We start from the raw sequence: 13,317 nt of genomic DNA, 5'->3' as shown, positions 1-13,317 counted from the left end.
TGAACAGGAGGGCACTCCCGAAACAGCAACCCCGCATCACCCGTTAGAGGCAATCCTCACTTCCCTCCGGCAGCGAGCCCCAAACCGCGGATAGCATGAGCACTATCGGAGACGATAACGATTTCCAATTCTGGAGATCGTCAGCCTCGGCGCACTCGGCGCAGCGCAGGAGGCCCCGAGCAAGAGGCCCGACGCGAGGGCCCCAGAGCGAGAGCCGGAGTCCCAGATGAAGATCGCCTTCGTCGGCAAGGGCGGCAGCGGCAAGACCACGCTGTCCTCACTGTTCATCCGCCACCTGGCCGCCGCGGGGCGCCCGGTCATCGCCGTCGACGCCGACATCAACCAACATCTCGGCCCGGCGCTCGGCCTGACGGATGCTCAAGCCGCCGAGCTGCCCTCACTCGGTGCGCACCTGCCCGAGATCAAGGAGTATCTGCGCGGCGGCAATCCGCTCATCGGCTCAGCCGAGGAGATGATCAAGACCACGCCGCCCGGCCGGGGTTCACGCCTGCTGCGGATCGTCGAGGAGAACCCGGTGTACGCGGCCTGCGCCCGCCCGATCGCGCTCGACGAGGGGTCGGTGCGACTGCTGGCCACCGGCGCGTTCACCGAGGAGGACCTCGGCGTGGCCTGCTACCACTCCAAGGTCGGCGCGGTCGAGCTGCTGCTCAACCACCTGGTCGACGGCCGGGACGAGTACGTGGTCACCGACATGACGGCGGGCTCCGACTCCTTCGCCTCCGGCCTGTTCACCCGCTTCGACCTGACCTTCCTGGTTGCCGAGCCGACCCGCAAGGGCGTCTCGGTGTACCGCCAGTACAAGGACTACGCCCGCGACTTCGGCGTGCGGCTGCACGTGGTCGGCAACAAGGTGCAGGGCCCGGACGACCTGGACTTCCTCCGTCGCGAGGTGGGCGACGACCTCCTGGCCACGTTCGGGCACTCCGACTGGGTGCGCCGTCTGGAGCAGGGCGCCGAGCCGCCGCTGCGGGCACTGGAGGAGGGCAACCGCGAGGTGCTGGAGCGGCTGCGCGCGGAGGCCGACGCCGCGTACGAGCAGCGGGACCCGCACCGCTACACCGAGCAGGCCGTCCTCTTCCACCTCCGCAACGCCGAGAGCTGGGCCAACGCCAAGGTGGGCATCGACCTCGCGACCCAGGTGGACCGGGAGTTCGTGCTGGGCGGCGAGCACCCGGCCGCCGCGGGCGTGCCCGCCTGACCCGGCCACCACCCGGCCACCCACTCAGCCACCACCTGGCCGCCACCCGACCGGCCCCCGGCACCGAAGGCGGCACACCAGCACCACCGGACACCGGCACACCTCTGCCGAAAGCACGGGCCGCGGCCTCCCCACCCGGGGAGACCGCGGCCCTCGCACATCCGGCCCGGGTGCCGGCAGGCCCTGCCGACCGGTTTCGTCAGCAGATTCCCATCGGTTCGACTACCACCCAATGGGGTGAATCCAAGGCTCCGGACCTACCACCCCAAATGACGCTGTGCAAAGCTTTCATTACCCTCGGTTTACCGAGTCTTGATGGTCCTCTCTGCGGGGACCTCCTTGATGGTCCACGGTCCGGCCGGTGACACCCGCACTCCCCGCCGCGCCCACGCCATCCCGCCACACCGTCGCGACCCACGACAGCCGATCCGCCCCCGAGCCCCACAACCGGACTCACCACCGGACCTGACTGCGTTCGTTCCCCGGACAGACGGGAAGACAATGACCCTCGACATCTCCAGCGCCCCCATCGCCTCCGACACCACCGACCACGCACCGCCGGGCCCGCCCTCCCGCACCCGGTGGATGCAGGACCTCTCCGCCTCCCTGGTGGTCTTCCTGATCGCCGTGCCGTTCTCACTCGGCATCGCCATGGCGACCGGTGCCCCGCTCTCCGCCGGTCTCGCCGCAGCGGCCGTCGGCGGCCTCGTCGTCGGGCTCTTCGGCGGCACCCCCCTCCAGGTCAGCGGCCCCTCCGCCGCGCTGACCGTGATCACCGCAGGGCTGATCGGCCAGTACGGCTGGCAGGCCACCTGCGCCATCACCCTCGCCGCGGGCCTGCTCCAACTCCTGCTCGGCGTACGCCGGGTGGCCCGCACCGCGCTCGCCGTCTCACCCGCCATCGTGCACGGCATGCTGGCCGGCGTCGGCCTCACCATCGCCATCGCCCAGCTGCACGTCGTACTCGGCGGCTCCCCGCAGAGCTCGGCGCTCGCCAATCTGCTCGCCCTCCCCGACCAGCTGGCGGGCCCGCACCCCCCTGCGCTGATCGTCGGCACCCTCACCGCCGGCGTGCTGCTCGGCTGGCCCCGGCTGGGCCGGCTCCCGGGCCGAGCCGGGGAGTTCGGCGCCCTTCTGGGCAAGATCCCGGGCCCGCTCGCCGCGGTCGCCGCCGCCACCGCGCTGTCCCTCACCCTGGGCCTGCGGCTCGCCCGCGTCGACATGCCCGCCTGGCAGCCGCACGACCTCGTGCCCGAGCTGCCGCACGGACCGCTCGCCGGAGTCCTGGCCGCCGTGCTGACCGTCACCGCCGTGGCGAGCGTCGAGTCGCTGCTCTCCGCCGTCGCGGTCGACCGGATGTCCCGCCGCACCGGCGACCTCGACCGCGAGCTGCGCGGCCAGGGCCTCGCGAACATGATCAGCGGCGTGCTCGGCGGGCTGCCGATCGCCGGCGGCGCGGTGCGCAGCACCGCCAACGTCAGGGCCGGTGCGCAGAGCCGCTGGTCCTCGATCCTGCACGGCGTCTGGGTGCTCGCCGCCGCGCTGGCGCTGACCGGCGGCCTGCGCCGGATCCCGCTGGCCGCACTGGCCGCGCTGGTCCTGGTCGTCGGCCTGCAGATGGTGAGCTTCGCGCACATCCGCAAGGTGCACCGGCACCGTGAGTTCCCGGTCTACCTGGCCACCGTGCTCGGCGTGGTGCTGCTCGGCGCACTGTCCGGGGTGGCCCTGGGCGCCGCGACGGCCGTCCTCCTCGCGCTGTACCGGCTGACCCGGGCCCATGTGGACGTCCTGCCCGCCGACAACGGCACGGTCACCGTGCAGACGCACGGGCCGCTGACCTTCACCGCCGTACCCCGGCTGAGCCGGGCACTGGCCGGCATCCCCGCCACCGCCGCGGTGACGGTCGTCCACGACGGCTCCTTCCTGGACCACGCCGCGTACGAGACCCTGCACAGCTGGCGCGCGGGCCACCAGGCCGCCGGCGGCAGCGTCTCGATGGTGACGCGCCCCCGGGAGGACGAGGTGCTCGACCCCGACGGCACGGTCCGGGCCGGCAGTTCCCCGGGCCCGCACCGCTGCCGGGCCTGGACCCCCTGGGTCGGCCACCACTGCATCGAGCAGCAGGAGGACCCCCACAGCCGGCTGCTGGACGGCGTCCGGGTGTTCCAGCTGCACACCGCCCCGCTGGTCCGCCCCGAGCTGGCCCGGCTGGCGCGGGAGGGGCAGACGCCCTCCCAGCTCTTCCTGACCTGCGCGGACTCGCGCATGGTCACCAGCATGATCACCAACAGCGGCCCGGGCGACCTGTTCACGGTCCGCAACGTCGGCAACCTCGTCCCCGCGCCGTTCGAGCCGGGCGCCGCCGACGACTCGGTGGCCGCCGCCGTGCAGTACGCCGTCGAAGCCCTTGAGGTCCGCTCCATCACGATCTGCGGGCACTCCGGCTGCGGCGCGATGAAGGCACTGCTGGACGGCGTGCACGAGAGCCCCGGCCCGCCGACCCCGCTCACCCGCTGGCTGCGCAACGGCCGCGGTTCGCTCGACCGGCTGAGACGAGCCCCCGCCGGGTTCACCGCCCGCCCGGTGGTCGACCTGGTCGAACAGCTCTGCATCACCAACGTCGTGCAACAGCTGGACCAACTGCTGGCCAACCCCGCCGTGGAGCGCCGGGTGGCCGAGGGCACCCTGCGACTGGTCGGGATGTACTTCGACTTCGCCACCGCGCAGGCCTACGTGCTCGACCGCGAGAGCGGCCGGTTCAGCCCGATCGAGGCGCTGGGCGCCGGTACGGGCGGCACCGCCGAGGCCGTGACGGCCGCGTCCGACGGGTCCGCACCCCGCGACACGCCCGAACGTGTCAACGAATTCGAACACATCTCCGCCCCCACCGCAGAGGCCCCCGCGCCCACCACCGCGGCCATCCCGGGGGGTGACCCCCGACTGGCCGCCTGAGAGCCGGGCCCGCGCCCCGCCGGGCGGGCAGGGGCGCGGGCCCACCCCCAGCCGTTCGTCCAACTCTTCGACTATCGATCAAAGGTCTACACCAATTACCCGGAGCCTCTTGTCAACTGACCTCTTCGCCTGGTGAGCTGTGCGCTGGGACACACGGGACAATCCCCACGCACGGGAATGCCCCCGATCATGACTCGATGAGGAGTGCGCGTTGAGCAACGAGAGCCTGGCCAACCTGCTCAAGGAGGAGCGGCGATTCGCCCCGCCGACAGAGCTCGCCGCCGCCGCCAACGTCACCGCGGCCGCGTACGCGCAGGCCTCCGAGGACCGCCTCGGCTTCTGGGCCGAGCAGGCCCGCCGCCTCACCTGGGCCGTCGAGCCCACCGAGACCCTGGACTGGTCGAACCCCCCGTTCGCCAAGTGGTTCGCCGACGGCAAGCTCAACGTGGCGTACAACTGCGTCGACCGCCACGTCGAGGCCGGCAACGGCGACCGCGTCGCCATCCACTTCGAGGGCGAGCCCGGCGACAGCCGCTCCATCACCTACGCCCAGCTCAAGGACGAGGTCTCCCAGGCCGCCAACGCCCTGCTCGAACTCGGCGTCACCAAGGGCGACCGCGTCGCCGTCTACCTGCCGATGATCGCCGAGGCGGTGGTCGCGATCCTCGCCTGCGCCCGGATCGGCGCCACCCACTCCGTCGTCTTCGGCGGCTTCTCCGCCGACGCCGTGGCCTCCCGCATCCAGGACGCCCAGGCCAAGCTCGTCATCACCGCCGACGGCGGCTACCGCCGCGGCAAGCCGTCCGCGCTCAAGCCCGCCATCGACGAGGCGCTCACCAAGGTCGACGGCGTCGAGCACGTCCTGGTCGTCCGCCGCACCGGCCAGGACGTCTCCTGGACCGAGGGCCGCGACGTCTGGTGGCACGAGATCACCGCGCGCCAGTCCACCGAGCACGCGCCCGAGGCCCACGACGCCGAGCACCCGCTCTTCATCCTCTACACCTCCGGCACCACGGGTAAGCCCAAGGGCATCCTGCACACCTCCGGCGGCTACCTCACCCAGGCCAGCTACACCCACCACGCCGTCTTCGACCTCAAGCCCGCCACCGATGTCTACTGGTGCACCGCCGACATCGGCTGGGTCACCGGCCACTCCTACATCGTCTACGGCCCGCTCTCCAACGGCGCGACCCAGGTCATCTACGAGGGCACGCCCGACACCCCCCACCAGGGGCGCTTCTGGGAGATCGTCCAGAAGTACGGCGTCACCATCCTCTACACCGCCCCCACCGCGATCCGCACCTTCATGAAGTGGGGCGACGACATCCCCGCGAAGTTCGACCTCTCCTCGCTGCGGGTCCTGGGCAGCGTCGGCGAGCCGATCAACCCCGAGGCGTGGATCTGGTACCGCGAGCACATCGGCGCCGGCAAGACCCCCATCGTCGACACCTGGTGGCAGACCGAGACCGGCGCGATGATGATCAGCCCGCTCCCGGGCGTCACCGAGACCAAGCCCGGCTCCGCCCAGCGCGCCCTGCCCGGGATCGCCGCCACCGTCGTCGACGACGAGGCCAACGAGGTCCCCAACGGCTCCGGCGGCTACCTCGTCCTCACCGAGCCGTGGCCCTCGATGCTCCGCACCATCTGGGGCGACGACCAGCGCTACATCGACACCTACTGGTCGCGCTTCGCGGGCCGCTACTTCGCGGGTGACGGTGCCAAGAAGGACGAGGACGGCGACATCTGGCTGCTCGGCCGGGTCGACGACGTCATGCTCGTCTCGGGCCACAACATCTCCACCACCGAGGTCGAGTCGGCGCTGGTCGGCCACCCCGCGGTCGCCGAGTCCGCCGTCGTCGGTGCCACCGACGCCACCACCGGCCAGGCCATCGTCGCCTTCGTCATCCTGCGCGGCACCGCCACGGACAGCCCCGAGCTGGTCGAGGAACTGCGCGCCCACGTCGGCAGGACGCTCGGCCCGATCGCCAAGCCCAAGCAGATCAAGGTCGTCGGCGAGCTGCCGAAGACCCGCTCCGGCAAGATCATGCGCCGCCTGCTGCGCGACATCGCCGAGGGCCGCGAGGTCGGCGACACCACCACCCTCGCCGACAGCTCGGTGATGAGCCTGATCCAGTCCCAGCTCCCCGCCGCGGGCAGCGAGGGCTGAGCACCCTGAGCTGAACAGCGCTGTGCCCCGGGCGGTCGCGACCGCCCGGGGCACAGCCGTGTGCACGTCGGGCCCGGTCAAGGGCCGCACCGCGCACCGGACCGCCCTTACCGGGGCGGCTCCTCCCGACGCTCCGCCACCAGGGTGCGCAGCGTGTCAAAGGCGCCCTGGACGAAGCCCCGACTGCGCAGCTGCAGGGCGCCGGCCATCACCGCCAACCCGACCTGGGCCCGCGGGCTGAAGCCGACGAAGGTGGTGAACCCCCGGGTGGCACCCGCGTGGTAGACGACCTCGTCGATCTCCGAGAGCTCCGAGACCTCCGACAAGTCCGGAACCTCCGCAGCCCCCTCACCACCGAGGGCGTCGCCAAAACCGTCGCCGAAGCCGAGGCCGAGGCCGAAGCCGTCGCTCTCGCCACCGTCGCCGCGCCTGCGTCCCGCGCCCCCGCCGTTGTCGGGAGCGACCGGGCGCCGGTTCCAGCCCAGACAGATCCGCGCCCCGCTGCGGCGCCGACCGGCCCGCGGCCGGCGGACCTCACCCAGGGCCGTCCGCAGCGCCGCCGCGTCCGCCCGTTCGGGCAGCGGGACGGCGTCCAGGGCCAGGTGTGCCTGGAGGTAGCGGAGCATGTCGTCCGCCGTGGAGCGCAGCGCCGCCGCGCCGGGCAGGGCCGGCAGCCGGAAGGACGGGACCCGCCGACCGCGCCGGTAGCCGGCGGCCTCCTCCTGGCCGGGGCCGCAGGAGGTGTCCACCAGACCGAGCGGCCCGCAGACCCGGGCTTCCAGCAGGTCGTCATAGCGCTGTCCGGCCGCGTTGGCCAACAGCAGGCCGAGGAGACCACAGCCGAGGTTGGAGTAGCGCACCTGCGCGCCCGGGGTCCCGCGGACGGGGGTCCGGGGCAGCGCCCTGAGCAGGTGGGTCGGGCCGAAGGTCGCGTAGGGGCGGGTGAACCAGCGGGGGGCCGCCGTCGGAAGGAGTCCGACGGGCAGGCGGGGCAGTCCCGACGTGTGGGTGGCCAGGTGGAGCAGGGTGATCGGCCGCTCGTGCGGGTAGCCGGGGGCCGCGTCGGCCGGCAGATAGCGGTCGATCGGGTCGTCGTACCCCACCTCGCCCCGGGCCGCCATCTCGGCGAGCAGCAGCCCGGTGAAGGTCTTGGTGACGGAGCCGAGCTCGAACCTGGTGTCGGCCCGGACGGGCCGTTCGGCGGAGCGGTCGGAGTGGCCGCGGCAGGCGACCGTCCGCTCGTCCCCGCGGATCACCACGACGGCGACCCCGCCCCCAGGAGCCGCGGCGCGGAACAGCGGGCGGAGCAGATGGTCGAGATCCGGTCCGGGCTCCTGCCCTGTCCCGGAGTCGGAATCGGAGTCGGACGCCACGGCCGGGCCGCGCCCGGCAGTCGGGGCGAGGCCGCCGGCCAGGTCGAACCCAGCGGTCGGACCGGACACCGCGGCATGGTCACGGACGGCCTGGTCATGGGAAGCCTGATCACGGACGGCCCGGTCACGGGCGGCAGCCGGGCTGGGAAGCGGACCGTTCATCGGGCGGCCCGGTCAAGGGGCGATAAGAGGGGCGGTCTGGGCATCGTCGTGCCTCCAAAACGAACGGGGATCGCGCCACCCGATCGGGTCGGCGCCTGCGACCGACGATAGGGAGGCGTTCACCCGTCTGCATGCGGCCACGGCCATTCGAGTGCCCCACAGCAACGTCACGGGCTCGCACGACGCGAAGGATGCGCAGCACACACACAACAGGACATAACAACCTAGGTCCTGAAATATGACAATCAGGATGCCACCTTGCGGTTCCCGCTAGAATGTCAACGACGCATCAAGATCTCCGCCAGGAGGTCGACTGCGTCATGGGGCGCGCCGGGAAGTCTGGTCGGCACTGCACTACAGGTGCATCCGCATACCGTTCCCCCCGCCCCAGGAGGTCCCGCGTGACCAGCCCGCCCCCTGTCAACGAGCCGACGACCCGACGCCGCCAGCTCTTCGGCCGGCTGTCACTGCCCGAGCGCACCTTCATCACCGACGCCCTGCGCACCGAGACGGTCGGTGGCATCCTGCTGCTCAGCGCCGCCGTGGTCGCCCTCATCTGGGCGAACGTCTGGCCGAGCGCCTACGAGAGCGTCCTCGACTACACCATCGGCCCGTCCACCCCGCTCCACCTGAACCTAAGCCTGGACGCGTGGGCCAAGGACGGCCTGCTGACGATCTTCTTCTTCGTGGCCGGCATCGAGCTCAAGCGCGAGTTCGTGGCGGGCGAGCTGCGCACGCCGAGCGCCGCGGCCCTCCCCGTCATAGCGGCGGTCTGCGGTGTCGCGCTGCCGGCGATCGTCTTCGCCGTCGCCAACTCCGGCAGCGGCGGGCACCCGGGCGGCTGGGCGATCCCGACCGCCACCGACATCGCCTTCGCACTCGGGGTGCTGGCCGTGGTCGGCAGCCACCTGCCCTCCGCGCTGCGCGCCTTCCTGCTGACGCTCGCCGTCGTCGACGACCTGATCGCGATCCTGATCATCGCGATCTTCTACAGCTCCGGCATCAAGTTCTGGGCGCTCGGGCTGTCGTTCGCCGGCCTGGTGCTCTTCTGGTTCCTGCACCGGCGCGGGGTGCACGGCTGGTACCTGTTCGTTCCGCTGGCGTTCGTGATCTGGGCGCTGATGCACGAGAGCGGCGTGCACGCCACGGTGTCGGGCGTCGCGATGGGCCTGATCCTGCGCTGCCACCGGGTCGGTGACGAGAAGCAGTCCCCCGGTGAGCACATCGAGCACCAGGTCCGCCCGCTCTCGGCCGGACTGGCGGTGCCCGTCTTCGCGCTGTTCGCCGCCGGGGTGACGATCTCCGGGCCGGCCCTCGGCGAGGTGTTCACCCAGGCCACCCCACTCGGGATCGTCCTCGGTCTGCTGGTGGGCAAGACCGTGGGCATCTTCGGCGGCACCCGGCTGGCCGCCCGTTTCACCCGCGCCGAGCTGAACCCGCAGCTCACCTGGGCGGACATGTTCGCCGTCTCGGTAGTGGCCGGCATCGGATTCACGGTCTCACTGCTGATCAGCGAACTGGCCTTCCCGGACGATCCGGCGCTGGCCGACAAGTCCAAGGCGGCCGTCCTGGTGGGCTCGCTGCTCTGCGCCCTGATCGCCACCGTGCTGCTCAAGCTGCGCAACCGGCACTACCGCCAGCTGTGCGAGGAGGAGGAGCGCGACCTGGACGGCGACGGCATCCCCGACGTCTACCAGCAGGACGACCCGGCCTGGCAGGCGCGGATCGCCGAGCTGGGGAAGCGCCCGACGGAGCGCGGCCCCGACGGCGAGGCCGGCTCCGGCCCCGGATCCGCCGCACCGCGCTGAGACGCACCGAGAGAGCCACACCGAGACGCACCGAATCGCGCCAAGACAGGCCGAGATCGGCCCGCCACACCGGCGGGACCCGGACCCCGCCGCAGGGACACGTCCATCCGGCGGGGCCCCGGAGTGGTGTCCGACTGACCGGTAGGGGCATGATTCTGAACTGTCGACAGTCCACAGACGCCACCGGGCCCCGGCCGGTCCCGGAAACCGACCCGGGGGCCTCCCGGGAACCGCACCGCACGGCGGCGTCACGCCGCACAGCCGCAGAGGAGAACCGCTGATGCCCGCAGGAGCCGCAGACCCGTCCAGCAACGGCCGGGCGCCGTACGAGGGCGAGCGTTCGGTGGGACAGCTGTTCTCGGCGGCCACCGCCGACCTGTCCGCGCTGGTGCACGACGAGATCGCGCTCGCCAAGGCCGAGCTCCGGGCGGACGTCAAGCGCGGGGTCTCCGGCGGCGTCTCACTGGCCGTCGCGGGCGTGGTGGCGCTGGCCGCCGTCCCGATGCTGAGCGCCGCGGCGGCGTACGGGATCCACGCGCTGGGCCTGTCGCTCGGCTGGTCGTTCCTGATCGTGGCCGGCGCGTACCTGCTGCTGGCGGTCCTGCTCGGGCTGTTGGCGCTGCGCTCGTTCAAGCGGATCGAGAAGCCGCACCGCACCATCGAGGGCGCCCAGAAGACCGCGGACGTACTCAAGAACGCCCGGCCGCGTCCCGCCACCCAGGAGGAGATCGACCGGGGCCTGGGCCGCATCCCCTAACTCTCGGAAGCAGCCCTCGAAGCAGCCCTCGAAAGGCCCGGCCCGGAGTCCGAACCAGAGCCGAACCGCGGCCGGTCCGGGTGCCCCGCCCGCGCCCGTGCGGTATCGGGCGTACCGAGAGCGAGTGCCGGGCACGTGTCCGGCGCACGGATGTGACACGCTCTCGGTATGCCGCTCGACCAGAAGCCCCTGCCCTCGCAGCCGTCCGCCAGCTCCGGCCCCGACCGCGCAACCGGTCGGGACTCCGCCGCAGGAAGCACGGCGGGCACCGCCGGGGAGGCCGGCGAGACCGGGGAGGGCGCCGCGGACGGCGCCACCGGGACGACGGCGCAGAAGGCGGCCGGCACCGCACCGGAGCCGGCCCCCGAGGCCCCCTGGGACATCCGGCAGCCCGGCCCGTGGACGCACCGCGACCTCGCGGCCAACGGCGCCCGCTTCCACATCGCCGAACTGGGCCAGGGCCCGCTGGTCCTGCTGGTGCACGGCTGGCCCGAGTACTGGTGGGCCTGGCGCCACCAGCTGACCGCGCTCGCCGAGGCCGGCTACCGGGCCGTCGCGCTGGACCTGCGGGGCATCGGCGGCAGCGACCGCACCCCGCGCGGCTACGACCCGGGCAACCTCGCCCTGGACATCACCGGGGTGATCCGCTCGCTCGGCGAGCGCCGGGCACACCTGGTCGGGCACGCCTCCGGCGGCACCCTGGCCTGGGTGGCGGCCGTGATGCGCCCGTCGGTGATCCAGAGCCTCACCGCGGTCTCCGCCGCGCACCCCAGGGACCTGCGCCGCGCGCTGCTGACGGACCGCCGCCAGATGGCCGCCTTCGACCACGTGCTGGGCTTCCAGCGGCCGTGGATACCGGAGCGCCGACTGGTCGCCGACGACGCCGCACTGGTCGGCCGCTACCTGGACGCCTGGACCGGCCCCAACCAGTTGGACCGGACCACGGTGGCCGCGTACCGGCAGGCGATCCAGATCCCCAGCACCGCGCACTGCTCGATCGAGCCGTACCGCTGGCTGGTGCGCTCGATGGCCCGCCCGGACGGCATCCAGTTCGCCCGGCGGATGAAGAAGCCGATCACCGCGCCGACCCTGCACATCCAGGGCGCCGCGGATCCGGTGCTGCTGTCGCACACCGCGCTCGGCGGCGGCGAGTACGTGGCGGCGCCGTACCGCTGGCGGCTGCTGCCGGGGATCGGGCACTTCCCGCACGAGGAGGCGCCGGAGCAGTTCACGGCGGAGCTGCTGGACTGGATCGGCCGTCACAAGGACTGAGCGGTGGCGGTCCCGGCCGACGGGCCCCGAAAAGCAGCCGGGAATTCCAACTCCCTTTATGTTGTGCTCATATGACAAACGCATAGGCCATTTTGGAAGCCCCTCGGGCGGTTACTCCGACCGGCCCTGGGGCATCCATTGCGGTATGACCTGGATGCCCGATCGCGGCAGCGCCCCGCGCGGCCGACGCCACAACAGCTCGCAGAGGTCCGGCCACCGCTCCGACTGGGCGGACGACCTCGGATACGACGGCGTGGACCGCCGTCAGCGATCGGCGCAGCGGCAGCTCGGCATCCCGCACATCCTCGGCCGCCGCGCCCGCTGGGTGGGCGCGCGCCTGCGGCGCGAGAGCTGAGGCCCCGCGCCGGAGCTGCCCGGAGCGGGCCCGGCCGCGGAGTTGCTCAGAGCGCGCAGCCCTGGGTGTCCACCCGGGACGTGGCCGTACTGCCCTGCTCGGCGTCCTGGCGCACCTCGGCGGAGGTGAGCACGTACCCGGTGTCCGCGCTGTCCAGCGACTTGGCGAAGACCATGCCGAACACCTGTCCGTCCGGGGTGAGCAGCGGACCGCCGCTGTTGCCCTGGCGGACCAGCGAGCGCACCGAGTACACGTCGCGGACCACCTGGCCCCGGTGGTAGATGTCCGGGCCGTTGGCCTGGATCCGGCCGCGGATTCGGGCCGGCTGAACGTTGAAGGCGCCGTTCTCGGGGAAGCCGGCGACGATCGCGCTGTCGTTGGTCTTCGCCTCGCCCGCGAAGGTGAGCGGGGGCGCGTTCAGCTTGGGCACGTCCAGGATCGCGATGTCGCGCTGCCAGTCGTAGCGGACCACGGTCGCGTCGTACAGCGGTCCAACCCCGCCGATCTGCACGGTGGGCTCGTCGACGCCGCCGACCACGTGGGCGTTGGTCATCACCCGGTGCGGGGCGTAGACGAAGCCGCTGCCCTCCAGGGTCTTGCCGCAGGAGGTGGCGGTGCCGACCACCTTCACCAGGCTCTGCTTGGCCTTGGCCACGGCCGGGCCGCCGGCCAGTGCCGGGTCCGGGGTGTCGACCTGGGTGATCGGCTCGTGCTCGAAGGGGTTGAAGACCTGCGGGAAGCCGTTGCGGGCCAGCACCTTGGAGAAGTCGGAGAACCAGTTCGGCGCGTCGGAGGGCAGCGCGTCCTGGACGCCGCCGAGCACCGCGGAGCTGCGGACCTGCTTGGAGACGGTCGGCAGCGACGTTCCCGCCAGCGCCGACCCGATCAGCCAGGCCACCAGCAGCATCGAGAGGACGTTGACGACCGCGCCGCCGGCCGCGTCCAGCGCCTTGGCCGGGCGCTTGTCGATATGGCCGCGCAGCTTCCAGCCGAAGTGGGTGGTGACCGCCTGCCCGATCGCGGCGAACACGATCACCACCACGACCGCGATCACCGAGGCGGTGGTCCCCGGGCTGAGGTGGTCGAGGAGCAGCGGCAGCAGTTGGACGGCGAGCAGGCCGCCGCCAAGGAAGCCGAGGACCGACAGGATGCCGACCACGAAGCCCTGCCGGTAGCCGGACACGGCGAATCCCACGGCGGCGGCGATCAGCAGCAGATCCAGGACGTTCACCCGAACACCCTCCCATGGCGG

General features: G+C 72.4%; 9 protein-coding genes. 7 read left to right on the top strand and 2 right to left on the bottom strand.

Translation table 11 applies throughout. The annotated features are described in order from the left end of the window. The first annotated feature begins 226 nt into the window (after positions 1–226). The 3 genes from ACIGZJ_RS10270 (at position 227) to acs (ending at position 6,338) form a co-directional block, all read left to right on the top strand. Positions 227–1,219 carry an ATP-binding protein gene (locus ACIGZJ_RS10270; protein ID WP_396456799.1) on the top strand — a complete coding sequence of 331 codons (993 nt, stop codon included), beginning with the start codon at positions 227–229 and terminating at the stop codon, positions 1,217–1,219. A 501-nt stretch (positions 1,220–1,720) separates the two neighbouring features. Continuing rightward, positions 1,721–4,171 (top strand): SulP family inorganic anion transporter, encoded by a 2,451-nt coding sequence (locus tag ACIGZJ_RS10265; RefSeq protein WP_396456798.1) that lies wholly within the window; start codon positions 1,721–1,723, stop codon positions 4,169–4,171. Positions 4,172–4,382: 211 nt separating this feature from the next. Then, the gene (gene acs / locus ACIGZJ_RS10260; protein ID WP_396456797.1) at positions 4,383–6,338 is read left to right on the top strand and encodes an acetate--CoA ligase; all 1,956 of its coding nucleotides are present in this window, start codon (positions 4,383–4,385) and stop codon (positions 6,336–6,338) included. Between the two features lie 107 nt (positions 6,339–6,445). Here acs and ACIGZJ_RS10255 read toward each other — a convergent pair whose 3' ends face one another. Beyond that, positions 6,446–7,780 (bottom strand): serine hydrolase domain-containing protein, encoded by a 1,335-nt coding sequence (locus tag ACIGZJ_RS10255; RefSeq protein ID WP_396456796.1) that lies wholly within the window; start codon positions 7,778–7,780, stop codon positions 6,446–6,448. Between the two features lie 413 nt (positions 7,781–8,193). On the opposite strand from ACIGZJ_RS10255, the gene nhaA reads away from it, so the two are divergent. The 4 genes from nhaA to ACIGZJ_RS10235 all read left to right on the top strand — a co-directional run bounded on the left by nhaA (position 8,194) and on the right by ACIGZJ_RS10235 (position 12,065). Beyond that, positions 8,194–9,681 carry a Na+/H+ antiporter NhaA gene (gene nhaA, locus ACIGZJ_RS10250; protein ID WP_396456795.1) on the top strand — a complete coding sequence of 496 codons (1,488 nt, stop codon included), beginning with the start codon at positions 8,194–8,196 and terminating at the stop codon, positions 9,679–9,681. 280 nt (positions 9,682–9,961) lie between these two features. Beyond that, a complete protein-coding gene (locus ACIGZJ_RS10245) occupies positions 9,962–10,438 on the top strand; it encodes a phage holin family protein (protein ID WP_396456794.1) in 477 nt (158 codons plus the stop codon). 168 nt (positions 10,439–10,606) lie between these two features. Continuing rightward, complete coding sequence (locus ACIGZJ_RS10240; RefSeq protein WP_396456793.1) at positions 10,607–11,710, top strand: alpha/beta fold hydrolase; 1,104 nt, start codon at positions 10,607–10,609, stop codon at positions 11,708–11,710. Positions 11,711–11,855: 145 nt separating this feature from the next. Next, entirely contained in the window at positions 11,856–12,065 is a 210-nt protein-coding gene (locus tag ACIGZJ_RS10235; protein ID WP_392930844.1) for a hypothetical protein, read from the top strand. Positions 12,066–12,111: 46 nt separating this feature from the next. Here ACIGZJ_RS10235 and ACIGZJ_RS10230 read toward each other — a convergent pair whose 3' ends face one another. Beyond that, positions 12,112–13,296, bottom strand: a complete 1,185-nt coding sequence (locus tag ACIGZJ_RS10230) for a MarP family serine protease (RefSeq protein ID WP_396456792.1) — start codon at positions 13,294–13,296, stop codon at positions 12,112–12,114. Positions 13,297–13,317 lie beyond the last annotated feature (21 nt).

This window comes from Kitasatospora sp. NPDC052868 (assembly GCF_044547105.1).
In the GTDB taxonomy this organism is placed as follows: Bacteria; Actinomycetota; Actinomycetes; order Streptomycetales; family Streptomycetaceae; genus Kitasatospora.
The sequence above is the reverse complement of the archived record's forward strand: the minus strand, read 5'-3'. Positions and strand labels throughout refer to the sequence as shown.

What these genes read in the sequence shown, in the direction of transcription:
- ACIGZJ_RS10245 (WP_396456794.1), top strand. Translation starts at nt 9,962, where the DNA reads ATGCCCGCAGGAGCCGCAGACCCGTCCAGCAACGGCCGGGCGCCGTAC.
- ACIGZJ_RS10240 (WP_396456793.1), top strand. Translation starts at nt 10,607, where the DNA reads ATGCCGCTCGACCAGAAGCCCCTGCCCTCGCAGCCGTCCGCCAGCTCC.
- ACIGZJ_RS10270 (WP_396456799.1), top strand. Translation starts at nt 227, where the DNA reads ATGAAGATCGCCTTCGTCGGCAAGGGCGGCAGCGGCAAGACCACGCTG.
- ACIGZJ_RS10265 (WP_396456798.1), top strand. Translation starts at nt 1,721, where the DNA reads ATGACCCTCGACATCTCCAGCGCCCCCATCGCCTCCGACACCACCGAC.
- ACIGZJ_RS10235 (WP_392930844.1), top strand. Translation starts at nt 11,856, where the DNA reads ATGACCTGGATGCCCGATCGCGGCAGCGCCCCGCGCGGCCGACGCCAC.
- nhaA (WP_396456795.1), top strand. Translation starts at nt 8,194, where the DNA reads ATGGGGCGCGCCGGGAAGTCTGGTCGGCACTGCACTACAGGTGCATCC.